Source organism: Rossellomorea pakistanensis, from assembly GCF_016908495.1.
Lineage (GTDB): Bacteria > Bacillota > Bacilli > Bacillales > Bacillaceae_B > Rossellomorea > Rossellomorea pakistanensis.
The window spans coordinates 435,683-460,900 of sequence record NZ_JAFBDZ010000001.1; the positions used below are offsets into that span (position 1 = coordinate 435,683).

16 protein-coding genes and 2 pseudogenes are annotated in these 25,218 nt (G+C 32.3%); 3 read left to right on the forward strand and 15 right to left on the reverse strand.

Going from position 1 to position 25,218, the window contains the following annotated elements; all coding sequences use genetic code 11:
- Positions 1-37: 37 nt before the first annotated feature.
- The 6 genes from pglZ to JOC86_RS02230 form a co-directional block, all read right to left on the reverse strand.
- Complete coding sequence (gene pglZ, locus JOC86_RS02205; protein WP_205168139.1) at positions 38-2,545, reverse strand: BREX-1 system phosphatase PglZ type A; 2,508 nt, start codon at positions 2,543-2,545, stop codon at positions 38-40.
- A 160-nt stretch (positions 2,546-2,705) separates the two neighbouring features.
- The gene (gene pglX, locus JOC86_RS02210; RefSeq protein ID WP_205168140.1) at positions 2,706-6,212 is read right to left on the reverse strand and encodes a BREX-1 system adenine-specific DNA-methyltransferase PglX; all 3,507 of its coding nucleotides are present in this window, start codon (positions 6,210-6,212) and stop codon (positions 2,706-2,708) included.
- A 53-nt stretch (positions 6,213-6,265) separates the two neighbouring features.
- Complete coding sequence (brxC, locus tag JOC86_RS02215) at positions 6,266-9,835, reverse strand: BREX system P-loop protein BrxC (protein WP_205168141.1); 3,570 nt, start codon at positions 9,833-9,835, stop codon at positions 6,266-6,268.
- A gap of 13 nt (positions 9,836-9,848) precedes the next feature.
- Complete coding sequence (locus JOC86_RS02220) at positions 9,849-10,394, reverse strand: DUF1788 domain-containing protein (RefSeq protein WP_205168142.1); 546 nt, start codon at positions 10,392-10,394, stop codon at positions 9,849-9,851.
- Positions 10,395-10,405: 11 nt separating this feature from the next.
- Positions 10,406-10,999 carry a DUF1819 family protein gene (locus tag JOC86_RS02225; RefSeq protein ID WP_205168143.1) on the reverse strand — a complete coding sequence of 198 codons (594 nt, stop codon included), beginning with the start codon at positions 10,997-10,999 and terminating at the stop codon, positions 10,406-10,408.
- A 254-nt stretch (positions 11,000-11,253) separates the two neighbouring features.
- On the reverse strand, positions 11,254-11,844 hold the full coding sequence (locus JOC86_RS02230; protein WP_205168144.1) for a recombinase family protein: 591 nt from the start codon (positions 11,842-11,844) through the stop codon (positions 11,254-11,256).
- Positions 11,845-12,614: 770 nt separating this feature from the next.
- Between JOC86_RS02230 and JOC86_RS24560 the strand changes: the two genes are divergently transcribed.
- Together JOC86_RS24560 and JOC86_RS02240 are read left to right on the forward strand one after the other, a co-directional pair.
- Positions 12,615-12,875, forward strand: a complete 261-nt coding sequence (locus tag JOC86_RS24560) for a helix-turn-helix domain-containing protein (protein WP_205168145.1) — start codon at positions 12,615-12,617, stop codon at positions 12,873-12,875.
- Entirely contained in the window at positions 12,868-13,236 is a 369-nt protein-coding gene (locus JOC86_RS02240; RefSeq protein WP_205168146.1) for a hypothetical protein, read from the forward strand. The genes JOC86_RS24560 and JOC86_RS02240 overlap by 8 nt, the downstream gene beginning before the upstream one ends.
- On the opposite strand, the gene JOC86_RS02245 is transcribed toward JOC86_RS02240, so the two are convergent.
- The 4 genes and pseudogenes from JOC86_RS02245 to JOC86_RS02260 all read right to left on the reverse strand — a co-directional run.
- Positions 13,233-13,472 carry a helix-turn-helix domain-containing protein gene (locus JOC86_RS02245; RefSeq protein WP_205168147.1) on the reverse strand — a complete coding sequence of 80 codons (240 nt, stop codon included), beginning with the start codon at positions 13,470-13,472 and terminating at the stop codon, positions 13,233-13,235. The genes JOC86_RS02240 and JOC86_RS02245 overlap by 4 nt on opposite strands.
- Before the next feature lie 112 nt (positions 13,473-13,584).
- A complete protein-coding gene (locus JOC86_RS02250; protein WP_205168148.1) occupies positions 13,585-16,572 on the reverse strand; it encodes a site-specific integrase in 2,988 nt (995 codons plus the stop codon).
- A 1,448-nt stretch (positions 16,573-18,020) separates the two neighbouring features.
- A complete protein-coding gene (locus JOC86_RS02255; protein ID WP_205168149.1) occupies positions 18,021-19,700 on the reverse strand; it encodes a hypothetical protein in 1,680 nt (559 codons plus the stop codon).
- 999 nt (positions 19,701-20,699) lie between these two features.
- Positions 20,700-20,978: pseudogene (locus JOC86_RS02260) on the reverse strand (YhfM domain-containing protein); the annotation flags it as partial.
- Between the two features lie 324 nt (positions 20,979-21,302).
- On the opposite strand from JOC86_RS02260, the gene JOC86_RS02265 reads away from it, so the two are divergent.
- The gene (locus JOC86_RS02265) at positions 21,303-21,524 is read left to right on the forward strand and encodes a hypothetical protein (protein ID WP_205170247.1); all 222 of its coding nucleotides are present in this window, start codon (positions 21,303-21,305) and stop codon (positions 21,522-21,524) included.
- Between the two features lie 311 nt (positions 21,525-21,835).
- On the opposite strand, the gene JOC86_RS02270 is transcribed toward JOC86_RS02265, so the two are convergent.
- The 5 genes and pseudogenes from JOC86_RS02270 to JOC86_RS02290 form a co-directional block, all read right to left on the reverse strand.
- The gene (locus JOC86_RS02270; protein WP_205168151.1) at positions 21,836-21,994 is read right to left on the reverse strand and encodes a hypothetical protein; all 159 of its coding nucleotides are present in this window, start codon (positions 21,992-21,994) and stop codon (positions 21,836-21,838) included.
- 26 nt (positions 21,995-22,020) lie between these two features.
- A complete protein-coding gene (locus JOC86_RS02275; protein WP_205168152.1) occupies positions 22,021-22,215 on the reverse strand; it encodes a hypothetical protein in 195 nt (64 codons plus the stop codon).
- A gap of 310 nt (positions 22,216-22,525) precedes the next feature.
- Positions 22,526-23,042: pseudogene (locus JOC86_RS02280) on the reverse strand (GNAT family N-acetyltransferase).
- 832 nt (positions 23,043-23,874) lie between these two features.
- Positions 23,875-24,396: a P-loop NTPase family protein gene (locus JOC86_RS02285; RefSeq protein ID WP_205168153.1), complete on the reverse strand. Its 522-nt coding sequence runs from the start codon at positions 24,394-24,396 to the stop codon at positions 23,875-23,877.
- A 172-nt stretch (positions 24,397-24,568) separates the two neighbouring features.
- Positions 24,569-25,078 carry a GNAT family N-acetyltransferase gene (locus JOC86_RS02290; protein ID WP_205168154.1) on the reverse strand — a complete coding sequence of 170 codons (510 nt, stop codon included), beginning with the start codon at positions 25,076-25,078 and terminating at the stop codon, positions 24,569-24,571.
- Between the last annotated feature and the right edge of the window lie 140 nt (positions 25,079-25,218).

Consider the following 25,218-nt stretch of genomic DNA (forward strand, 5'->3'; position numbering starts at 1 on the left):
AACCTGCCAAGCTCTATTGCAAGACAGGTTCTAACCATTAGTACAATGCTTCATACATTCGAATCGTAAAATTTTCTTCTTTATATAATTCAATACCCCTATCTTGTACGGTCTCTATCTTTAACGTACACACTTGTCCCATAGTGTAATAAGTTTCTGCCAGATTAAAGATAAGTTTTTCTGTACGTTGAGGATTCTCTCCCGTTAAGTTAAATACATATTCTATTTCATTTGATATCCGTTCATTATCTATATAAAAAGCCGCCTTAATCTTACGTGGTAAATAATCACTAGAAATACTTTCTTCTTGATAAAGAGTGACTGGTACACGGAAGTTTGTAATCACTTTATCTAACATGGCGACACTTACCCCTACTAACTCGGCACGATCCGTACGGCGGTAATCAATAAGCGGGATAATCCTTTCTTGCGGCATAGCGCCACCGTGAATGAATTGTAATCCACCACCGCCAGTAAAACGGTTAATCCCTTTTGCTATTACGGTTTCTACTTCCATTAATTCTGATTGCTTTTCGTTTAGCTTAACCGCTCCTTCTGGAATGGTTAGTCCTTGTCCCAAAGCAAATCGACGATTACCTTCAATGATACTCCCTTTTACTGATTCAATTTTTACGTCAGCTTCGATTTTTGGATATTGGAATAAGAAACCGTGATCAGAAGTGATAAAGATTCTTTTTGCCTGCAATCGCGAAAGCCGATCGATCGTACGTTCTAAATCATTTATTGCTTTCTCCGCTGCTGTATATGTATCTCGCTCAGATTTTTTTGAATCTCCTACAGCATCAATCACATCATGGTATAAATAAACAAGCCGTTTCCCTTTAAAATTTGAATCAGCCTCCGTTTGAGTCCAGTTATCAAACTCATCCCAACGATAAGCAACAGCATCTGGATTTACCTTTTGTAAAATCTTTGACCTGTTTACTGTACCATTTGTCGGTTCACCATCAGCATAGACGATTTTATTTTCACTTATAGTCAGTTCACGATGTGGTAGCAAAGAAGCCATTCCTAACTGTGTATATGTCGGAAGACTAGCAAGCATTGGCGATATACTAGCTTCACCATTGATACGTTTATTTAGGCGGTCACAAAGTTCATTACCAATCTCATAGCGGAGTGCGTCCGAAATAATGACGAATACCCTTGTCGATTCCTTATCTAAGATTGGCTGTATTGTTCTTTTAAAGAATCCATTCTGCAAAGGAACCTTAGATGATTGCTCACTAGCAAGTATATAATTTGCTTCATCACCTATTTTTCGTAAATAGACATTTTCATACCAATTAGTAAGAACTTCTGCTATCGGTTCTACATAGTCTCTTTGCTCAAGTCTGGTATAAGCTTGCATAAAGTGACGATAAGTTTGATCAATGAAATGAAGGCTTACAGCATATTGTTCATATAACTCTTCGCGTGTATCATACTTGGTTAAGTACTCTTTGTAATCCGTTAATCGTACAGCCTCTAATAATGAACGATACAGCCCAGCTATTTTAGATTTACGTCCCCAGTGAGTGCTTAATCGATAAGATATCTTTTCTTTCCAAGCCACTAAATTGATTGTATTAAGCTGTAATTCATTGATCACTTTTTCAATAAGTAACACATCAACGATTGGAAATGTTCTTGCTTTATCAAACTGCTCAATAGATATTTCCTGTAAGTGATTTCGTAAATGAAAACTACTTTCTATATTTCTTATGAATTTTTCCACCACTTCAACTTCTTCTGCCTTCCCACGCATCCAATCATCGATAAATAAAGCGCAAATATTGGCTCGTATAGTGGAGTATTTTTCATCTAATGCTTTAATAGTAACTGCTGCATCTCTAGAAAAGTGAGCATATAAAAGCAGCTCCATTAAGTATCGCAGTGTTCTCTGTTCAGCTGAAAGACGCAGACCAAAATATTGTTCTAATATTTCCCACATCCTGTCAATTGAAAATATCTTGCTAATTTTTTTATAAGTACTGTTTTGATCTTCTTCCAGACCTTCAAGTAAGAGATGCTTTGTAATATGAGAAATATTGGATGATGGAGCGCCTGTTAGCACAGCAAGTAATGCCGTTTCAATTTCTTCCTCTTTAGGCGAAGGATTAACTACTTTCTTTAACCTTTCTCTCCGTTCCTTACTATTAAAGAACGCTGGATATTGGTTGACTATCGTACGTAAAATAACATCTTTTACACCTAATTGTTCAGACCATATGGCAATTTGGTCTGCTTTGAATTCAGATCCGTACAAAAGAATATCTAATAAAAAATTCTCTTCATCAGACGGACGCGAAAAAGGAGCATACAATAAAAAAGACTCTTTAGGATGCTCGATCTCCATTTCTATTTTTAATTTAAAAAAGTTATTCTCTGTTATCTCTCGTACCGTTACATTTTCATTTACTAATGATTCTGTTAAAGATTCTACCGCTTCCTGTCCAGATGGGTCATACCAAAAAACAACAGCACGTTCTTTCTTATTTTTCTCATCACGAATCCGCTCACGAACCATTTCAATTACATCCATTTTTTCACCTCAGTTAAACTGCAGTATAGCTATTCTAAATAGATAAGTATATTTTACCAAATCAAAGATCATTTGCCGAAAAATATAAAAAACCCACCGTAAACCGATTCGTATAACCGAAGGTGGGCAATGATATTTTGAAATAATTAACGCCTGTTATTTAAATCTTTGCCAGCACTTTCTCAAATTTTGCGTAATTCACTTTCACGCCATCATCCAAGTCAATGTCAATCTGGGCATTGGCGTATTCTACCAATTTTTTATCAAACTCAAGTAATTCCTCTAAACGTTTTTGGAAAGCAGTTTTCCGCTTCTCAAGGTCACGCTTCTCAGAGGCATTTAAATTAGGATTCACAATTCGTAAATCGATCGCTGCGATTTCATTGTTATACTTAGCTTGAATTTCTTGTAAATGTTCAAATCGAATCGTTGCCATAGTATCAGGCTGATAACGATGCATGTAAATAAATGTACGCAACCCTTTTTGCTTTCCAGAATCAACAAGCCAATAAATAGGACGTTTTTGATATATCTGGCAATGATCCTTGAAAAATTCATCCAAGAAATAACGACGTAAACGCTCTTCCGCTGTTTCATTACGTTTTAATTCAAGAGATTCCGCTAGCCATTGTAAATTCTCTTCAACAGTTTCTACTCCAAAAGTTACTAATAGGAATTCACGTAAACGTGCAATGATATCATCTTCAAAATAATGCCCGTCTGTTAATTGAATCAATCCAAATTTATTTGGTATAAATGTTTCATACTTAGAATCATCCCATTTCCCACCTGCATAAGTTAAGCCTTCTATATTCAATGAATAACGTCCCATTATGCAACCAATGAAATAGGATAAGAAAGATTTTGTATCGCGAACACGATTAGCATTTCGAATTGTTATATCTCTATCAGAAATTTTCGGATAAAAATCACTTTGAAGATCATAATGTTCAATGAGTATACTATTTATTTGTTCCTCATTCCATTTCAAGTGCCTAATGTTTGATTCAGTAAAGTTAGACCAATGTTTAAATGTGATATCTAGATTAGAAAAACCTTCTTCCTTTATAATATTAATGAATGGGTGTCTAATGAAATTCCATGATGTTTCAAAAGAATCCCATTCAGATTTTGAAATTTTAATGTTCGATTCACTTAATTGAACAATTTGCTTTTTTAAAGATTGATTCATCTCCCTATAGGGAATACGTGCTATATCATGATTTGTGAAACTTAGAGTTGGATTTAGTATACTCATAATTTCTTTTGAAATATTAGAACAGAATAAAGCAATTAATAAGTAGGTCTCTTCTTCATCACTACTAAATGCAGACCGTCCAGTATCATCAAAAATAAATCCTTTTTCTTTATATCTTGCTCCAAAATTTGAAGAACTTAGCTTTGTCCAAGTTACACCTTCTTTAAAGTAATATTCATCATTTCTTACTGCCGATTTTAATTTTCCATTTTCCCCCCTATAACTTCTTATGTCCTCACCATTATTGAACCAATTAATAACTATAGAGTTATTACCGTACCATTTTCTAAAGTCACCCCCACTGTTGCAAGGAAACCATTTATGCCTTAAATTCCTAGTTTCTTTTATATCATTATAATTAAATCCAATTTTATTGAAACTCACTTCGAACCAATTCCGTTGAAAAATATCATTGTTGCCTGTCGAAAGACCAGCCTTTAATTCTGCAATCTTCCCTACATTTAATTCTTCTTTTAAAAGGTGATGCACTTTTTCAGTTGCCCAAAAGGATAAAGGATTACCATCAATGTTTTTTATTCTAGAACAATTAAAAGTATACCTGTATTTTACATTTTTACTTGCAGCGTCTTTAACGTATTTAGCTTGATCCCCTTTTAAATTTGTAAGTTTTACATATTCTCCAGATTGATTTAAAGTTTGATTCTGAATAACAAAAGAGCAAATAGGTACAGTAGCATCTTTAAAAGCTGAATATTCCAGAAGTACTAGACTAGAAATACTCTTAGTTGTAACTATATACTTTCTTAATTTTTCATTGCTAGAATTAAACAACCAAGTATATGGAGTCATCAGGGCAGAAAAACCATTTTTTTTAATAAGTATCCCGGTTTTATAGATAAAAGCAGAAAAGAGATCCGATTTATAATCCTTATATCTTGTATTCATAAACTGTTTTAAAGATGGATTAAATTTATTGTGATAAGGGGGATTCGTAACTGAAACATCATATTTTTGTACTAGTAATAAAGCTTGTAATATTAATGGGAAAAGTTTGTCTTCTAACTCCTTTATATATACTTCTTCAATTAAATCAACGTTCTGATTCTGGTAATTCTCAATACGAAGAAGCCATTCAATATAAAGATCTTTATATTCTTCATTCGGGTTAATTAAAGAACCAAATTGCTTTCCATTTTTAAAAATATTTTGAAGTTCTCTAATTTCGTCTATTTCGGATTGGCTCTCTGCAAAGAAACTAATAGCCTCTTCTGATAAAGAAAGATCAGTATCTACAATCTCAATAATATTTAATTTTATATCCTTATTTCTTCTTAAAAATCGAGGTGATTTTTCTACGGCTTTCATTACCAAAGCAAAATTAGCAATTTGTTGAGCGCGTTTATCTATATCAAGACCATACAGATTTTTTTCCAAAATTAGTTTTGGTATCTCTCTTGAAGGATAACCAGCTTCTTCATACATTTCATAAAGCATGTCAAATGCATATAATAAGATATGACCTGAACCACATGCTGGATCTATAACTTTTACTTCTTCTAAAGCAGTGAATTTCGGAGTATGATTTTCTAGATTATTGGTTTTTAGGTAGTACTCCCATTTTTTAGCAAGGTTGTTATTTGGATATTTTTCATCATAAAGTTTACCAAGAGAATTTTGAACCATGTATTGTACAATCCATTTTGGAGTAAACAATTGTGTAACTACTGGCAAATCCTCCTTTTTTACTGCAGTATTCTTTAAACCGCCAACTTTTTCTTTCTTCTCAGACATATAATATTGATATAACCAACCTAATACTTCTACATTGTCTTTTCCCTCCTCTTCATTATGGAAGTTAATATTGGATACTTTCTTCACTAGTTGACTAATTACTGATTCACTGTCTAGTAGGAAGTCAGGCAATAGTAATTCGGTATAATCATGAATTTGTTCAAATAAAAATGGTAAAATGTTATGTAAAGCATTACATTGGGCTATAAAAAGTTCTCTGTACGCATCCTCTATTTCTCCTTGACGAATTAAATCTTTGATTTCTATTGTATCGATGCCTAAATCAATAGTTTCAAATTCTGATAAAATATCAGGTTCAACTTTTCCTGTACTGCTCGATAAAACATTCACTCTCTCTGGGAGATATTCATTCACTTCCATATATCGTATTGCAATGATTCTGTTAAACCATGTATAAGCTACTTCTTCCATTAATTGTTCGTAGCCTTTTATTGCTAATTGTTTTTTTAATGACAAAAATGCAGATTTTTTATCGTTTGAATATGTTTCACCATTAATGGCTAATTGACCAAACTTTTCTTCTATTGTTAGGCCGTTCTTCTCATCAATACCAAAAATTTTTGCTCGTAACGCTACTTTTTCGAGTAAATCTCTCCGAGCAGAAACGGCAAAGTTTTTTAACTCAGTTTTATTCATTTCCTTAACTCCTTCTCTGAAACAAGAAGCAGGCCTTACAGACCCGCTTCTATTCAGTCAATTTCCAATGTATGGTCTTTTAATTCTTTTAGTAATGCAGAACGTAATTGATTAAGAGCATCGTCTAAATCTTGTTGAGTTTCGATTTTGCTACGACCATTAAAAAATAGGTGATATAGCTCATTTGATGCAATGCGTTTACTTTTCTTCTCTCTAATTACAATGGGTGCATCATCGCCTTTATCTGGATCAACAACTGGTGGCTTTCTAAATTCTTCTTCAAGCTCTTTTGCTCGTTTTTCAATTCTCGTTGCAATTTCATTTAATTGTTGTAAAAGCGCACGAATGGTTACAAGACTACCTTCTGTAAAGATACTTAACTTGACTTGATCAAACATATGGTACTCCGTTTCGATATAATCCACAATAGACGGCATATTTTGATAATAGTCTTTTAACTCAGTTAAGTTTGTTTCCATTTGCCCTACTTGTACCTGAATAGCCTGTCTTTGCTCATTTACTTGATTTTTAACACTTTCTTCTAACTGAATAGTTAACTGTGGAAGTCTTGGTATATCACGATAAGGCTCTTGCTTCGATAAAATGTCCGAAATTTGCTTTTTAATCAGCTGAACGTCTGTATTTTGGATTAGTGCTAAATCTCTCTGATATCTTTCTAAAATTTCAACTGCTTCATCAAAAACGGTAATCTGTGTTTTATGGTAAAATCCTGTTAGTTTTTCTAAAACCCCAAACCACTCGTCGATATCATCTTCAGAATTAATAAATTCTGTAACCATCTTTTCTGGTTCACGTATTTGTAAAAGCTTTTGTAATCCCATTGATAGTGTATTTATCTCTCTTTCACCCGGATATGGATAATCACGTGAACGTGGAGTTTGACGTTTTAAGCGAATTTCTTCTAACGGAAACTGAAAACGTTCTTTCAACTCAGTTTCTAAAGCATTTGTAAGATCTTGGTACGTATCTCCTGCTTCTGAACGGCCAAAGAAATCCCTCATCAATGAGATGAATTCTCTTCGTATTTTCGGATCAATTTCAATTTCCGGTATCACTCGAATTTTTTCTCGTTCAGATACACGTGCTAAGCGATCATAAAAGTTGGCATGCTCTGGGGTAAACTTATTATCTCCGAGATGCAAATTTACCTTTCCAGCATTCATATGAGCTAATATTAAGCCAATAATATCATACTCACTCCAGCCATATGGGACAGCATGGTACTTTTCAATAATAACCTTGATTGATGGTTTTTCATGTATTCGGGCAACATCTTCAAAATAGTCTTTTAATTCATCAAAGGCTTTACGATTATTCATCGTTTCATAATCTAAAACTTGTTCAGCAATGTTCTTCCAAGCATCTTTGTACGTTTTAAAAGAAATTGGAACATCAATATAATCTAAATATTTATATGTATTGCTAATTAGCATGTCAAAGGCACTGTTTACTTGATTTTCGAATGTTCCTTTAAAAGAACGCTGTTGTCCTTGAATATAAAAATGTGCCTTTTCACAAGCCATTTTCAGTAACTCTTCCGCTTTTTGTTCAAATTCATCAACCGCAGCCAGTTTTGCATCATAAATACGATGCTGTGTTTGAGTGGTACTGTTATTCCGCTTTAAATTGACATAGCGTTGTACCTGTTCTGAATACTTAATGGCATCCTCTGCTTCTGCTACAAGTTCCTCGTCAAGACAAATGACCATCTGCCCAGAATTTGCTTTTAAGGCAGCTTCCATATCAGACATATATATAGAAAAGACTTGCATCGTTAATGAATGAGACATATTTCCTTTTGAATAATTATCGAAACGTTTATTGAAATCAAATGGTGGAGTATCTTTTCTGTAAATATAATTTAATTTTGGATGCATTTTTGTGAAGAATAAATTACCCAGTTGCTCTTTTATTTTTGTAGGGTTTACTTCTACACTTCTAATTTCCTTATTAATTTCTTGTTCCTCATCAGATAAAAAGGAATAAGTGCCATCAGCATGTTTTTCAATGAACATCGCTTGTCCTAGACGATTTAACGATTCTTTGATAGGAAGATCGTTCTGATCGTCATTTATTGTTTCTAAAAGAAGAGTAGCAATATTATTTGGTGTTGACTTTATTTCGTCAATTCCCTTAATTAAATAAAGAACTTTTAGTACCGGGATATCTTCAGGTAAAATATTTTCATTATTTCGCGCCCGATCTTCAGCCCTACTGATTGTTCTTGTAATAGATGTTTCCAAGAAATTACGAATTGAAGGAAAGAACTCTGCTAATGTGACAAGATTCCCGATTTGTTCTTCAGCATTTAATTTTGCTGCTTCTTGGAACGCTTTAAGTAAGGATCGTTCACCGTGGGCTAAGCTAGTACCACCTTCGCCATGAATTCTAATTTTGTTAAATACCTTTTGTAGTAAATCCACCTGATATGGAACAAATGGATATAGAGCAGCAAATTCTATTGCAGATCGATAGCCTGAACGAAACTGTGTCGTATTGGGATCAAAAGATAAACGATTTCGAACAAGCTGTTCAATCGGTTCGTACGTCATTTTCAGTGTTTTATCAGCGGTATCTGTTTTTTCTAATATACGACGCTTAATGACTTCATCCGTATTTGCACTTGATAAGTTAATACGGGTAGCAAAACGTCCTTGAATTTTTGAAAAATCGTTTGTACTATGAATATTTGCAACGGCTTTAATCTTCTCTTGTGAGGTAACAATTACCCATGCTTGGCCCATTGTAGCCCCACCAATATCTTCAACGACTGTTTGTAAATTGAGCATTAAGTTAACATCAGTTCCAATGTACTGTCCGACTTCATCCACTAAGAAGACGAGACGATATTCTTTCCCTCGGTGACGACAGTACTCTCCAATTAATTGTGAAAGTTTTTCCGAAGTCATGCTAAAGGTATTTTTACTAATTTCAAAAAAGCTGTTAGCCGTCTCTTCATCATATCCCGTTTCAACAAGTGCTTGAACAATTTTTTTTCGTCGTATTACAGCCTTTAATCGAAAATCTTCCCATTTTGTATCATATAGACGCTGGATGATATTTTTAAATTCTCTATATTTTCCTTCTTCATCTAATTGACGTTCCATGTCTGCAAGCCACAACGTATCTGAATATCCTAAATGCCGGTTGAAAACACGTAGAAAAACCTCTACAATACGTTCCTTGTTAGTTGCTCCAGATGAACTCATAGAATCAATATTAAATAGAATGGCATCTGAATCTTTTCCATCTACGTCCTTCATCATTGATATTAAGTTTTCGTTGTTCATTTTCTCTATAAAATACACATATGGTTTTCTACCGTCTACTTCTTTTCCATCAAGTAAGTAAGAAAGGATTTTTAAAAAATGTGATTTACCCGAACCGAAGAAACCACTGATCCAAACACCAATGTCTTTTGTTGGATTTTTATATACTGCCATATAGTTTTCATAAAACTTTTGAAAGTATTCTGTTACCTCTTCCGTCATAACATACTCTTCAAGCTCATTTTTAATCGTCTCATGGTCAAGCTGACCAGCTTGAACTACACCATTGATTGGTCTAAATATATCTTTCTTGAATATGTCTTTTACTTGCATCTCGTCTCCCCCTTTACGAAATTCTTGATAATTGGTACTGATCTTCATTTTGTAACATGCCAAATAGTCTAAGCTCTAAACCGGTAAAGTGGCCGGGATAAAAAAGAATAATCGGTATACGAAAAGCATGGTTTGACAGCTTTTTTAGTAACTGGCTCGACCTAAGAAGCGGATGCGCGTTGCCAACACCCGTTATAAAAACAATTTCCGCATCATCTGCTTGATCTATAAAAGACTCGACAATAACGTCTTGATCTTCTAATACTGTTTGCAAGGCATGAACTAACTCTTCAAATCCCTCTTCTACACTAATTTCAATTAGTTCATCTAAGTCGTCTTCAAAGAGACTCAGTAAGAATTGAAACAAATGAATTTCTTTAATATTTATTGATGGTCTTTTCAAAACACCTTCAACGTATGTTCGAACGACTAATTCATCTTCTGCTGGATAGTCGAATACATAATGCGGAATTTCACTTCCAATCCCTGTAGGTGTCGTAAATCCTTTTTCATTTATTCTTCTTTCCATTTGTTTTAATCGCTCATATGTATTACTCATATATTCTACACCTACCTTAATTCGCATAATAAATAAAGCAGCGGATCTTGTTCCTTTGCATAAGTTTTTAGTTGATTGCTCATATGTAAGGGATTAATTTGATATGTGTCCACTTTTTCTTCCTTCAGCATTCCACTTTCTCTAAAGAACATTAAAATAGAACTTCGCAACCTTTTTTTCGTTTCAGGCCTCCAGCCTGCCACTTTTTCAGATTCTCCTTCTTTTCGTTCAATAAAGTATTCTACATCTATATTTTGGATAATTAGCTTACTATTTCGATAATTATATAAAATGACCTCATTAAAAAATTCATAGGGCAGTCGATAACATTTTAGATAGCTATATAAAAGGAGAGCCTTTTGATCTAATCTGGAACCATCTATATATAGCTTTGATAATTCGCCGTTAAATGTTTCAGAACGGCGATAAACCATTTGAAACCTCTTCTTAATACTAGACTCGCTTCTCAATTGAAACAAATTCTGTTCAATAATTCTTTCAAGGATTTCACTTTTTGATAAACCTTTAATCTTTAATGGAAGAACAATATTTATTTCATTTTGGAACCAGCCTTCGCTTGTGAAACCTGCTGAGTATTCCATCATTAAACCTCAATTACTCCTTCCACCAATGCTTATTCTTGTTGTAATATCAACATTTTAGGTAAAATTTCCCATAATGAATTATAGCAGCTCAAAAAGTAGAAACGAATGTATAACTTCAAAAAAGCCATTCCCTCACTACTTGATAAAAAACGTACACTATATTGCAGATTCACTTTCTGTATGAACGTACGTTTCGTACGAAGTATTCTAGACATTTATCAACAAGAATAATCCTCCATATATGTTGTAATTTTTTATTCTTCTATCATTAAAATCTTTGTTGTGATTTTCTCGGCCTTACTTTTCTTCTTAGCCCTAACAAGTGTAGATACTGAAATCCCAGTCATATCTTCAACTTGTTTATACGAATGATTTTCTAGTAATGATAAGGCATGATTAATTTGCTGTCTTGAAAATTTTTTTGGCCTTCCCTCTCGGAAGTCAGGTTTCTGCTTCGCCAAGATTTTTCCTTCTTGAGTTCGTTCAACGATCATATCTCTCTCAAACTCTGCAAAAGCAGAGAAAATCGTGAAAATCAACCTCCCCGTCGGCGTATTTTCAATAACTCCCATATTCAAAACATGGACTTTTATATTTCGATTAAATAAATTTTTAATAATTTCAAGAGCATCCTGTGTACTTCTGGCAAAACGATCTAGCTTCGTAACAACTAATGTATCTCCTTCTTGTAACATATCAATCAATTTTTGAAATTCAGGCCGCTTTTTGTTTGTCCCAGAAAATTTTTCTGAAAATATTTTGTCACAGTTCTCTTTCTCCAACTGCTGCAGTTGCACTTGTAAATCCTGATGAATTGTACTCACCCTTGCATAACCATACTTCAAGGTAATTCACCTCTTTTCTTCTATATTTACGAGATGTACTTATGAACATAAGTATTGATTGAGTTTGTTACCCCTATTTTACAGCACTAGAATTTCATGTTCAATACTTTGAGGTTTTGATAATGGAACAATGAAGAAAGTTAACAACAGCAAAAGGGTAAAAAGCATAAATTTTTGCTAAACGGAGATCACATCGAATTAAAATGATTGTTACTCGCTTAGTTAGCATGGATAGTTTCGTTTAATGTTAATTATGACTCATACTATATTTGGCACCATTATGCTGTCTGTAAGTTTTGTAAATTACACGCGTTTAATTTTTTCTGAGACTCGACAGGTAAAATTAATATTTATAAATTAAGTTTTAAATATCATGACAGTTTTTCTACTCTAATGGAATATAAACGTTAATAGACATAAAAAGTCACCGGGAAAGTATCCCAGTGACTTTTTAATATAAGTAACCCCAGAATCTTTTTAATCCCCGGTGCAAAGTCTGTATATCAATAGGACTCTTTTTTTATCTTGTGGATATTCTGTCTGCAAAATCATAATCTGATTCTTCAATTTTTTTGCACTACCATACAAATTGGCTGCTTTCATTTTGTATATTAAACACTGTCAATACAATATATTATTAATTGTTTACAATCATATTTAATTGGAAATAATGTTTCTAACATAAATATTTTAGCAGAAAAATAGTAATTTAATATTTACTTACAATAGATCCTAATTCAAATTTATTAAAATAAAAATGGAGGAATAATGTGAGGAATTTAGAATTTGATGATATTCATCAGCTGTTTAAAGTTGATGATTTTGAGGTTTTACACGTCGAAGAAATCGCAAAACTGACTAAGATGCATGTAGAGAGTGTTAGACGATGGTGCCGTTCTGGCAAATTACCTTCTTATCAATTTGGTGGGAAATTTATCGTAACCGGGTCAGATTTTAAAGCTTTTATGAAACGCTCTAAAGTAAAACCTAAATGGGAGCAGGTTATCAAAAAGGATATATCCAGTGAATAATGTAGTATTATCCTTTTTTAAAGAATATAATATTCCTTATAAGATGAATAGAAGCGATAACACCGTTTCATACCCTTGCTTTTATTGCCATGAAGAAACAGCTATTTCTGTTATTAGAACTCGTTGGAAATGTAGTAACTGCAATCAATGGGGGACTCTTGTACATTTAATTGAATTTATTAAGGACAATGATCATTCTGCAGTAGAAGCAATAAAGCAGGTTGAAATTTACGATGCAAAGAAGGAAATTGAGGATATTATAAAATTACTTGCAAAAATCAGGAATAAAGAAGTGGCTTTAGAGTTACAAGAAAAACTGTCCAAAATACTAGATAAAAGGCAAAAAAAGCGAGATCTTTAAAGAGATTTCGCTTTTTTTGTATTATTATGATACATGCGTTTTAAGAAAAGAGTTAAATCTACACATCTTACTTTGTATCGACCAGTTGGTGCGTGAATAGGTAGTTTTTTACTACGAATCCAACGTCTTACAGTTTCCGGTGACACACCAATCATTTCAGCAATCATAGGGACTGATAGTAAAGATTCATCATGAATATAACTTAATTCTTCAAATATACTTGGTTCTGTAACCATAATATTTACCTCCAAATTCTAAGTTTTAAATACTATAACAGTCTTTTGGCGTTATTTTAATAGAATGATAGGTAAATATTGAAAGAACAGTAAAATACAAAGAGCTAGGTTTTTAACCTAGCTCTTGAAAGGGAACATCCTTTAAATACAATTGTATTTTTTCCTTTTCTTTATTTAAGATTACTATTTCCTTTCTCCAAGCTTCAAATTTATCTTTACTATTTGGAGGATGTTTAATTTGTAGGAGTCTATCATCAATTAATTGTAATTGTTTTAACAAGGTATTATTAGAATTTGACTTTTCTTGTTGATTAATTTCTCTCTCCCGCTTCTGTTCTTGCAGTAATTTTTCAAATATTTCTTGTTCTGCAGCAGTATCAGAATTAATAGTAATTTCTTTTTCTAAACATCTAAATCCTTTTTTCGCTTCCCATAAGACAAGATCCTTTTTATCCCACGGATAACCTACCACATACTCTAGTACACCGTAATAAGCATCAGACGATATATCGTCGGTGTAATGTTCACTTCCCGTTTTAGCTTGATTAAGTGTATTTTTTTTTAGCTTATCATCCTCTCCTTTATGTCGCATATGGTGTTGTCTTGCTTTTTCTAGTTTTGACTTCAGTTCTTTGTCAGGTATTACATGAAATGCCTCCACAAATAGATTATTCATTGAATGTCTACTAGCCTTTTTTACGAAATCATTGGCTTGTTCTTTTTCTAAGAAATCCAGTTGTTCTCTTAGCCTAACAATAAATTGATTACTAATTTTCTTGTATTTTTTTTCTGGTAAATAAACAAATGGCCGAAAAAACCAACCAACTCCCTTTACGTTGGTTTCGCCTTGAAATTTATAAAGCCATAATAAATATTTATTTATTAAGTCTATTGCGTAAGGAGAAACGGGTGTTCCAAAAATTTTGTGTGATCCTTTTAATTTTTGCTTTGCCATTTCCTTTGGGAATCTAAGGACTCCCCACCCTCGTTCATTTACCTTTAATAATCCTTTTTCATCTAACTCAAAATGTTCAATTCTTAGATTTAATAATTCCTCTGGGCGGAGACCAGTAACACAACCTATTAACCACATAGTTGCATTTTTCAAAGATTCTTGAGATCGGGGATCTGTCAAAAGAAAATAATAAATATCAATAGTTTGTTCTCTAGTCAAAAAGGACTTATTTAACTTTTTTGGTAGTTCCTCATCGTTATCGATATCTTCAACTTCCTCTTGTCTCCGAGGAAATAGGTTTAAAAATTCATCAAATTGCAACTCAAGAGAGTTAAATGAAAGGTAATCTTCGATGGTTTTCATACTTTTTTTCTTTTCCTTTAGTAAAAAATATAAGAATGGTCTTATAATATGAAAGAGTGTTTGTCTAGAACTTGGTTTAAATACTTTTTTTATTGCATCAAAATCCTCAACATTAAGTGTGTAAATATCAAAGTTTAAAGGCTTTTTTATTTCTTCATTATTATTTTTCAAACGATATTCTGCAATTTTATATAGTGAACTTGAAAGCCAGCCTTTTATTACCCTTAGTTGCTTTTCTGGATTTTTTATTTTCTTATTTGTGAAGAAGTTATTGTAAGTTATACCTCTTCCAGCTTTTCTGTATTCAATATATTTGTTGATCGTTTTTTGAAGATCTTCATGAACTAGAGGAAAGAACTTTACCTGCTTTTGTGATCGAATGGCTGTTTTCTCATCAACTTGGGTTCTGTTCTGTTCAAGAGCATAAATAACTTTATTCTCTTCATAGAAGTCTTGGTATTCATTCAAGCCTATTTCTAAAGAAGCATCGGTTCTTTTTATCTTCATTCTGTAACTTGGTTCTACACCTGCATACTCCACAGCTTTTCGTAATGTTTTAGCGCACGCTTTCATTTCCAAGGCTAGTTCATTAAGCGTTTTAAATTCAGAAACATTTCGAAGTAAATCTATTACTTCTATAGTTGATTCATCTTCGTAGTATTTAATCCCATCGACAATAGTAACAGGTTCTACTCCTTGACTTTTTAAATACCTTCTTATTTTAACCCTATCAATACCATATATTTCTCCCAATTCACTAGTGGTTACATATTTTTTCAAAGCCCTTCTTTCCTCCTTCCATTTACTCAAGATTTTTTCCACTTCCTTATGATTGAAATATTTAATATTCCCACTTGAGTAACACGGATTAATATTATTATCTTCGATTATTTTTCTTACTTGATGTACTTCAATATCAGAGCATTCGCTTAGTTTCTTTATATTACTTGTTTCTCTGACAATAGCTGCTATTTCTTCCACCCTATAATAATCCACTCCATCTTTTTCTATTATTGAGGGAATAGACTTAGATTCAATTACTGAGTAAAAGTGTTTCTTTCCGATCCCTAATAAATCGCAAATTTGATATATACTTTTAACTTGATCATTTCTTTGTATATCAATGAATCTTTTATATCTCTCCATCTCCTTCCTTATATCCTCCGGTAAATAATATTGAACTACCCTTCTTTTATCAAAAAATCGTGGAAGAATATTATTCGAATCAAGAACGGATTCAACCTTTGATCGGGATACTTCAAACTTCTCACAAATTTCACCAATAGTTTTATATCTTTTAAATTCACTTACTAACTCACTTACTTCCTGAAAATTATAATATTTACAATTTCCTTTAACATATACAGGTGAAACATCATGAAAGTCTAATAAAGACCTCAAAGTTCGCGATCCGATATCTAAGTTTCTACTAATTTCAGTGACCGATTTATAATTATCCAAAAGTTCAAGCGCATTCTTTACCACTTTTGGAACATAGTATTGTATACCTCCTTCTGTAACATAAAAGGGCTTAATCTCGTGTATTTCAATTGCTAACAAAATTGTTCTTTTTCCTTTTTCTAAAACTTCAATCATTGCATTAACTGTTTTGCAACTACTATATGTTTTTACAATTGCATCTAATTCAGCAATCTCAAAGTATCTATATTTATTACTTTTCACTTTAGTCGGAACTAAATTGATATAGTTTACAATGCTTTGCAATAGATCTCTGTCAAAATGCCCATTTAAACAGTATGCAGTGATAGTAGATAATGACATAAATAAACCTCCTTGAAAATCAATTTAACCCAAAACACACATTTTAATACATATTTCATTCCCTCTACCTTTCTAGAGACTATGTTTCTTGTAGTCTTTTGTGAGTTTTGTGGTATTTCAATAATTTAAAAAAGAATTTGAAATATTATAATCGTATTTCTCGGATATTCTAATGTTTATTGGGAACTTTTTAAGATCAAACACACAAAAAAGGGAATAGTAAATTAATTTCAACTTACTATTCCCTTTCCATTTAAGCTTTATGATGATGGAATTGGTACTGGAACCATATTGATAAAGAATATGCTGAATTTCACTGGTATTTTGAGAGAGGAAAGCATTACTGCAGATTAGTTCATAGCATGATAGAAAACCGACATTACTTACTTAGTTAAAAGCGGGTTATAACGAAAAGGGTGAATTTATAGGAATATTTTCCCTCAAAATGCATCCATATCTGTATAGGAACTTTTTATGCAGGTGTATAAATATTGTTCAGCCTAAAGTGATCTTTTCTTATAGTAAAAGTGTAAAGAGATAGGTTGAAAAACTTGCCTCCGGCTTGCCTGTTTATTACTTGTCCCACCCCGCAGGACGAGAAAGAATAAGGTCCGTAAATTATTATACTTTTGGGAGCTAATGCAGGGGCTTTATAATACAGGGTATTAAGTGAAGAAGATGTAAGCAATCTTGCCATAAAATATATTAATGCTTTAAAAGGCTTTGGAATTTTTAATACATTCATTATGTGATTATCCTATAATGTAACCCAAAGTACCTTACATTTACTGCAAGGTACTTTGGGTACCTCTCTTCTAGATAAACTTCAAAATAATTGAAACAATTGCTATAACTAATATAAAACTAAAGAAAATATAATCAATTTTTTGAATTGATTTCATTTGTGCAGATTGGGTTGTAGTCTGTATTGTTAATTGTTGAATTTTTGTTTTTAACTTATCAATAATTTCTTTTATTTCGTACACAATTACCTACCAGTAAAAAATTATAATAATGCAGCTATAACTAATTGCTTCTTAATATAATGAAATTTTGATTCTCAGATTTAGAAGAAACTATTCAACCTTTTATGGGAATGCCTAATGACCCTTATACACATGCATCAATCATGGAAAGAATACAATCAGAGATAATGTGACAAGCCGTTCAAGCAATGGAGAAGTCAAACAATTCTAAGTCTCACTCTGTTATTGAAAGAATATGATGCTTAACTTGGGAACAATACCTCATTGTTATACTATTATCTAGGACAATTTTTTATAGGTATGCAAGAATTTGTGTTTATTGTAATATTCAGATAATACCTTTGTTATGAACGTATGTCTATGGTGCATCCTCATATTAGCACCAAGGGGCTTTTTATATTCAAACCTTCATTTCAGGAGTCGCTACCAGTTGATAAATGTACTTTTATTTTTAACACTGTCTTAATTAAAAAAACTTAGCAATTTTTGTGCTAGTTGAACTTCTATTGTAGTAGGTTTATATTGATTATTGCAAAGTCCTTTTGCAGTCTGTTTAATAAAAAGCTTTTCCTCTTCTGTTATAGCGTAATCACTCTCTAACACTTTTCTTATATACTCCAATTGAAACTGTCTTAATTTCCCTATAGTTTTACTCCTGAAATAAAGATTTTCTTTTTTTAAAAAGGAATCGGATTTTCTTAATTTTGTGTATTTACCATAACTCATTAATATACAACCATATTGTTTTCTAATATAGTTAAAAAGGTTAAACATCTTAGCTCTAAAGGCGGCTTCCCTTTTATTTTGCTCCAAATTCAATGCATTTTTTATAGTTTCTTCGCTGAAACTATCTAAAATATTTTTTGCATTTTTATTATGATTTTCGTTTATATGAGGGGAAATATTCCCTGTGCATTCCGATATTTGTACTAACCAACAAATATCCCTAGCTGGGATTTTTATATTTTTCGTTACTTTAAGCTGGTAAAATTTCAATTTTAAATTAATAAAATTAGGAAACCTATACAACCCTTTAATTACTTTTGCAAATAAAGGATTATTACTAGCATGTTTTCGCATGTAATCATAGCTTGGAATATAATTATATTGTAAAAACAACTGTTCAAATAATTCTAAAACTTTATCTTGTGACCAATAATCATCCAGCCTAACCGTTTGTTTATTTATCTTTCTAGCAAATTTTATCCACCCTCCGTAACGTGATTTAATATATAAGATTAATGAAATGTCATTATCTAATACAACAGACGAAGATGGAAGCGTAGTAGGATCATTTGAATAGCTCATAACCTTTTCAATGATAGTATCCTCATTAATATGATTTATAGAACATAACAAATCGGGGTCTATCTTATTTAGGGATACATTCAAAAAAGAAAATACGTTAATTAAGTTTTCTTGGATTTGTGGAAAAGTTTTATTATACAATATTTCATAACCCTCAATTGATATATATGGAATACGATTATCTTTATAAATTTTTTCTTTTTCTTCCCTTTGTTTCAAATAATCCCTCGTAACAACCCATTCCTTGCTAGAACTAACGGGGTAGCCCCACAATTCAACGTGAAGAATCTCGGTATTAGGTAAAGTAAAAGTAAAGTCCGATCTAAATGTATATCTCTTATCTTGAAACAACAATTGATTTCTTTTGCATTCGATCTTATTATGATAAAGGAAATTAGCTACCATTAGTTCCCATACAGAATTGTTAAAATGACCTGACGAATCAATTAAATCGGAGGGGGATGTATAACCCATCCTCTTTTTAATTTCTTTTATACCGCCATATTTTTTTATTAATCTAGACGAGATATGTAATTCGGTTTTGATCTCATCAACCTTCGGGAAACGTTTATATTTATTTCTAATTAATGCCTCTATCGTATCTGCTAAAGAATCAAAGTTATCATAAAATTCTCTTGGTTTGCGTTTACAGATCAATATTAAATCGTAGCCCAACTCTTGTGCTAAGCTATAGATATCTTCATTAATTTGTCTACAGTCATACCATAATTTAAAACCTTCGTCAGTTTTAGTTACTCGCACTAAAGTTTTATTTTTCTTTAAATATTCATCTAACCTTTGGAGAACATTGTCGCGATTTAGAACAGAATTCATTACAAATATTTCTCCCATCATAATAAAATCTTAGAAGTATAATGTGTATTTTTATTTAAATTTATACAAATAAATTGAACGTATATCACTAGATCAGGCCTATTAAACTAGTATACTGAGGCCCACAGTCTCTTTAGAAAATTGTTAGTAAAAACAAAAATTCAGTTTTTAAAAGTTGTTTATGCAAAACAAAAAGCCTGTATCCTTTGAAAAAAGGATAACAAGCTCCTGTAATGTTTGATCTCTCCACGTTGAAACTGGTGACCTCTACCCTTGAAAAATGATGGAAATTGTTTTTCTGTTATTCTCCCAACTGCTTTTTAAGTGAAAATCACAACTAACGCCCCAACTTAAAAACAAAAAGAAGATAAATGCCACCAAATTTGTACAACCCTCTTATCACATTAGCTGATAATATAATCATTAATGCGTTCGTGTGTATCAATAAGTGTTTTGAGAACACGTTTTCAGAAAGTAAAAATGCTGCAGCAAAAAAAACCAAATATTTATACACTAAGGTAAATAAAATCAACAAAATGTTTTAAAAATAATAAATTGTTTTACAAAATGAAAGGACTCTTCTTTAGCTAAGTATACTTCCCCCACTTCTTCAGCTGATGGTAAATATTTTTCATTCTTTAGGATTAAAGCCTTTGGTTATCTGGATTTCCCTCGTGTGTATAGCCTCCTCCCAATGATGGGATAGATCAAATAATGTTTTCTATGGAGTGGTATTTTTCTTTTTCCACACTTTAGTAAAAGCAACATCACTTGATATGCAATATTACTTCTGGCAGCCGTGTACTGGATTTAATTAATCTATTTTAACCTTCCCCACTAAGTTAATAATCAAAAATAGGGTTAACTTTTTCAGTTTATGCTATCTGTGCTGCTGTAGAAATAATAATTTTTAGTATAATTAAATCCCGGTAGCGCTTTTCTGCAGTAACTTTAGTCCAAGATTCACACCTATTTGGATTATGGCTTATTAGAGGAATATCATGGGGAAACAGTTAATAATGTTATATTAAACAATAATAATGTAATGATTTCGAATAAAATTGCCGAATTATCTTTTTTTAGTTGAGCATACTGATTATCTCCTTGGTCAATCTCTAATTTATCTTTATTAGGACCAATCCAAACCTGATACAATACTGCTTTTGCTGCAATTTCAGGATTTTTAAATTGAAAAACAAATTGGTAGTCAGGCGGACGAGACATATCAACTTTGGCATTTTTCCAAACATTGTCCTCTAATACTTCTTCTACTTTTATGTTACGAAGTCTCCTTCAACTATCCTGCCCGTTAGCACAATAAGAGAAAGCTACCGCAATGACAGCCATATTCTTCAACCCTTGGACCCGCTAGTTAATCCACTTCCTTGTCCAATACGCAAGAAAGAAAGGAACTAATGGAAGAAGTACAAGTAATCTGAACCAATTCTCTGACTACAGAAATACAGGGCTGGTAATAGAAGTAGGCTCTTTCCGTAAGTGGTTTTTAAATAGAATAAATTAATTTAATTGAAGGGGAATTACGTATTTTTTTTTGAAATTATGTTAAAATATTACATATAATAAATTAAGGGAGGGATTTAATTGGGCGATAAAAAGAAAGAAAAAATAACAACTAGGTTACTGATTGTAATGATAATTTCACTTGTAGGCTCTTTTGTGTTATTTTTTTCAGGTCATTATATGATTGGTTTTGCGGTTGGTGGGGTTTTTATGATTCTGGCTACCTTTTTAGGGCAGTGGTCTTCCAACAAAAATAGAGATTATGTATATAGAAATATACATAATAATAATAATAAATGGTAAATGCGTTTGGATATTATTGCAGACGTTTTTTTTATGCTCTTTTTAACGTCTCAATTGTTGTATTATTGGTTAAGAAAGCCAAAATAGACCCCCCTATTAAATAATAAATCAATAACCCAAAAGTAAGTCCCACCCAATAACCCTCCACTGGTTCCCCTCCTTTTTAAATTATTGTATATATTTATTCTATGCCCTTATAAAACAAACCTGCCCCTTTTGTTGATCCAAAAAAGCTGCCTGGTTCGGCAGCTGATCTTGAACATAAGGACCTGTTAGTCGAACAAGAATTCCTCACACGCTAAAGGGAATAATTACTCAGAATGAAATTTCGGTAATTCATTTTGTGAGATGGATTCATCCCAATCTCTGCTAATTTTTATACCATCTTCTGTTTGGATAACAGTCATTTGCTCTTTTGTTTTCATCCTGAATCGTTCTTCTCCAGAGTTCTCTTTACCAACGATTATCATTTTGTAATCAATTGAATTTTATCTTTTTAATTTTCGGTATCAAATTTTTCAAATATAATATCTTCGGATTCAATAGATATTTTTTGTGCGACGGCAGCTTCTGTTATCAGTTCGAATACCCGATTAGCTAAGGTTCTTTCATATTCTTCCGCTGTTAAATAAGACTTACTTTTCTCCGCAATATCTGGTGGATTTTCATAATCTTTAATGGTATAGTGCATTTCCTTGTATTCCTTGCCTATCTGCAACGCTTTATCTTTGAAATTGGTTAGCTTGCAGGCACTCATAAAGAATATAGTTAAAAGGGGATAAACAGAATTAATAATTTTTGCAACTAACTTCTTCCTCTTAATATAATTATACGAATAAACTCAGGCATAGTTTCAAAATTCCCAATAAATCTCTAAGTCCGAAACAGTAAAAAGTATTGTTGAACTTTCAATCAACCTAACACATTTACTTCATTTCTCCTCAACTAACCTGCCCTTTAGTACAATAAGAAACGCCGCATGAAAGTATAAAGAAGAAAAATTATTTATGGTACTCCATTAACCAACAATCCTGATATTTACCTTCGTGCAACTCATTCTTAGGAAGAATTTTAACTTTTTCAAATCCACATTTTTCATAGCATCTGAGAGCCCTTGTATTTCTTGATTGAGGGTCCATCACTACTCTTTCAGCTTTCTTTTCTTCAGTTAAAAAAGCAACCATAGATGATACAAGTAATGTTCCAATACCTTTATTCCAATACTCTATTTCACCAATAAATTGGTCAGTGCCATAAACATTTTCTCCAAAATATCCATAGTCATTTTTTGTTTCATCATCCAATTGGTAAAATTGAATATACCCAATTTCGAAATCTACAATGCATCTAACTTCATCATCTTCAGGAGGATAAAAAGCCTTTTCAACCTTTTCTAAATGGGTTGTCTCTACCCTCATAAAATTCAAGAACCGATGGGTTTGAAAGCCATTTTACTAACAGATATTTATCCTTTTTTTCTAACTTTCGAATCATTAGATTACCATTTTGGAATAGCATAATTATTCCTCTCTTTTCAGTTATAATAAATAGATAATTCGTTTCCTTTAGGGCAAATTCCTGCAATCAGCTGTTCAACTAACCTACCCTGTTTATTCAAAAAGAAAAAGCTGCCTGATAAGCAGCTGTCTACCCGTTAATATTTCTTAGCAACCATAGTCCTTAATTTGTTATAATTCCCATCAAGAAGTGGAAAAGTCGATCAAACCTGTTTACAAACAAGCGTTAATTCATAAATAAGCGTTAAGCCTTCTTAACATTAATTATGATATAATTAAAAAATTGCCCAATCCCATATATACCAAGGGTTTGGACACTTTTTTAACCATTTATATGAAAGCGTTAATTTGTATTATACGAACATTTATTTCATTCTTTTACATTCACTGATCATACAGTTTTTCTTGCTTCATGATATAAACGAGCATACAGATGTGTTTGGTGCGGGCCATTATGCACTAAGAGAACCTGTATAAATGCTAATGGCATCCCTTTCGTGCTAAATGAGCAGCAAGTGTAGGCTGAAAGTGAACACCTAGCTCTTACAAATGGGAGTGTAACCTCGCGTGTGTCTAAAAAGGCTTTTCTAATGGTTCCCAACACTCTCGTTTCAATAGCAGAATTCGCTCTTTTTTACGCTTCCCTTTTGGGATCATTATCATGCGTTCCGCCACTTTTTTTCATGCCAACTAACTCTATAAGGGACACAGACCTAGCATAATTTCATAATGAGTAAGTTGTACTCTAGAAAGTCCAAAGGAATGTCTCAATTTTGAAGACATTCCTTTTCTAACTAGAAATGCTTAGTTCCCTTCTTAAATAAAAGCACCCGTTACTTTAAGTATAATTTTTCACAAACTTGCTTTTTATCAGTAATAACCAACAGCTTATCGCTATATTTTCCAAATTTATTAAAAAAATTAGGTTTGCCTACTTCCTCAAAATATCTATTCCATTTAAACATTTTAAAGAATATTTTGAATGTAGGTTTGTAATTTGAATCTTCAAAGCGAAGTTTTTGAAAAACAAACCTTTTAATTATGCGATACGTTCTTATCGGATACTTTGTATCTAAAAAAATAATTAAATCTGCATATCGAAAGCTGTTTGCCACCCAATCTTCATTATGAATCCCTTCAATAATCCAAGTTTTAGAATTAATTATTGAATTTAAATAATCCTCTCTTTCTTTATCAGTTCTTCTAACATCTCCAGATTTGCCTCTTATCCAAACAACATTATCTAATTCATAAAAAGGAACATTTAAAATAAAGGATAATTCTTTAGCTAAAGTAGTTTTTCCACTTCCAACGGAGCCGATAATATGTATTCTTTTAGGAATTTTATTTTTCAACTTTGCTCTCCCCCACAAGGAATATAAGTTAATGTATTCGATATGAGTGTGGGGTTATCCTCTTTCTTGTTGAACTATCCTGCCCTTTAGTACAATCTTTAGTACAATAAGAAGAGCCGCCTAAGATGGCACCTGGATCTTAATTTATGCACCGTTAGTTGAATAAGAGACTTTACTGGTCATTTGAAATATTATCCCAGCCATAAACAAGTTCATTTAGTTTCTTTCCGGCAATCTCTACTTCTATTTTATCAATTATCTTACCGCCCATTGCCTCATAAAATAATCTGGAATTATTATCTTCTAAAACAAAAACAAGCATTGTATTTATTCCCAATTTCTCTAATTCCTTAATTACTGGCTTAGCAAGAGACTTACCTATTCCTTGCCCTTGGAACTCTTTCAAAATATAGATTGAACTTAGTTCTCCCTGATATTCTTTATATTTTCCACTTCTTTCTTTGCCGCCAGATGAAAAACCAACAATCTTCCCTTCATTATTTTCTGCCACAAAGACATTCCCCTTTGGAATATTACTACTCCATAACTCTTCTCGTCTTTGATATGATAAATTATTTAAGAATTCATCTGGAATAATATTTCTGTATGTAGTTCTCCAACTGTCAACGTGAACCTTAGCTATTCCGCTGGCATCAGATAATTTAGCTGCCCTTATCTTCATATAAGCACCCCTTTTTCCTTATTATAACATTTATTAAATTTTCAGTTATTATAAAATATGCTATTAAACAAACCTGCCCCATTAGCACAGTTTCCCCTTTTTAGTTGTATCAACACTTGTTCATCAGGCATGAGTATAAA

What these genes read in the sequence shown, in the direction of transcription:
- pglZ (WP_205168139.1), bottom strand. Translation starts at nt 2,545, where the DNA reads ATGGATGTAATTGAAATGGTTCGTGAGCGGATTCGTGATGAGAAAAAT.
- pglX (WP_205168140.1), bottom strand. Translation starts at nt 6,212, where the DNA reads ATGAATAAAACTGAGTTAAAAAACTTTGCCGTTTCTGCTCGGAGAGAT.
- brxC (WP_205168141.1), bottom strand. Translation starts at nt 9,835, where the DNA reads ATGCAAGTAAAAGACATATTCAAGAAAGATATATTTAGACCAATCAAT.
- JOC86_RS02220 (WP_205168142.1), bottom strand. Translation starts at nt 10,394, where the DNA reads ATGAGTAATACATATGAGCGATTAAAACAAATGGAAAGAAGAATAAAT.
- JOC86_RS02225 (WP_205168143.1), bottom strand. Translation starts at nt 10,999, where the DNA reads ATGATGGAATACTCAGCAGGTTTCACAAGCGAAGGCTGGTTCCAAAAT.
- JOC86_RS02245 (WP_205168147.1), bottom strand. Translation starts at nt 13,472, where the DNA reads ATGGTTACAGAACCAAGTATATTTGAAGAATTAAGTTATATTCATGAT.
- JOC86_RS02250 (WP_205168148.1), bottom strand. Translation starts at nt 16,572, where the DNA reads ATGTCATTATCTACTATCACTGCATACTGTTTAAATGGGCATTTTGAC.
- JOC86_RS02255 (WP_205168149.1), bottom strand. Translation starts at nt 19,700, where the DNA reads ATGAATTCTGTTCTAAATCGCGACAATGTTCTCCAAAGGTTAGATGAA.
- JOC86_RS02270 (WP_205168151.1), bottom strand. Translation starts at nt 21,994, where the DNA reads ATGATAATCGTTGGTAAAGAGAACTCTGGAGAAGAACGATTCAGGATG.
- JOC86_RS02275 (WP_205168152.1), bottom strand. Translation starts at nt 22,215, where the DNA reads ATGCACTATACCATTAAAGATTATGAAAATCCACCAGATATTGCGGAG.
- JOC86_RS02290 (WP_205168154.1), bottom strand. Translation starts at nt 25,078, where the DNA reads ATGAAGATAAGGGCAGCTAAATTATCTGATGCCAGCGGAATAGCTAAG.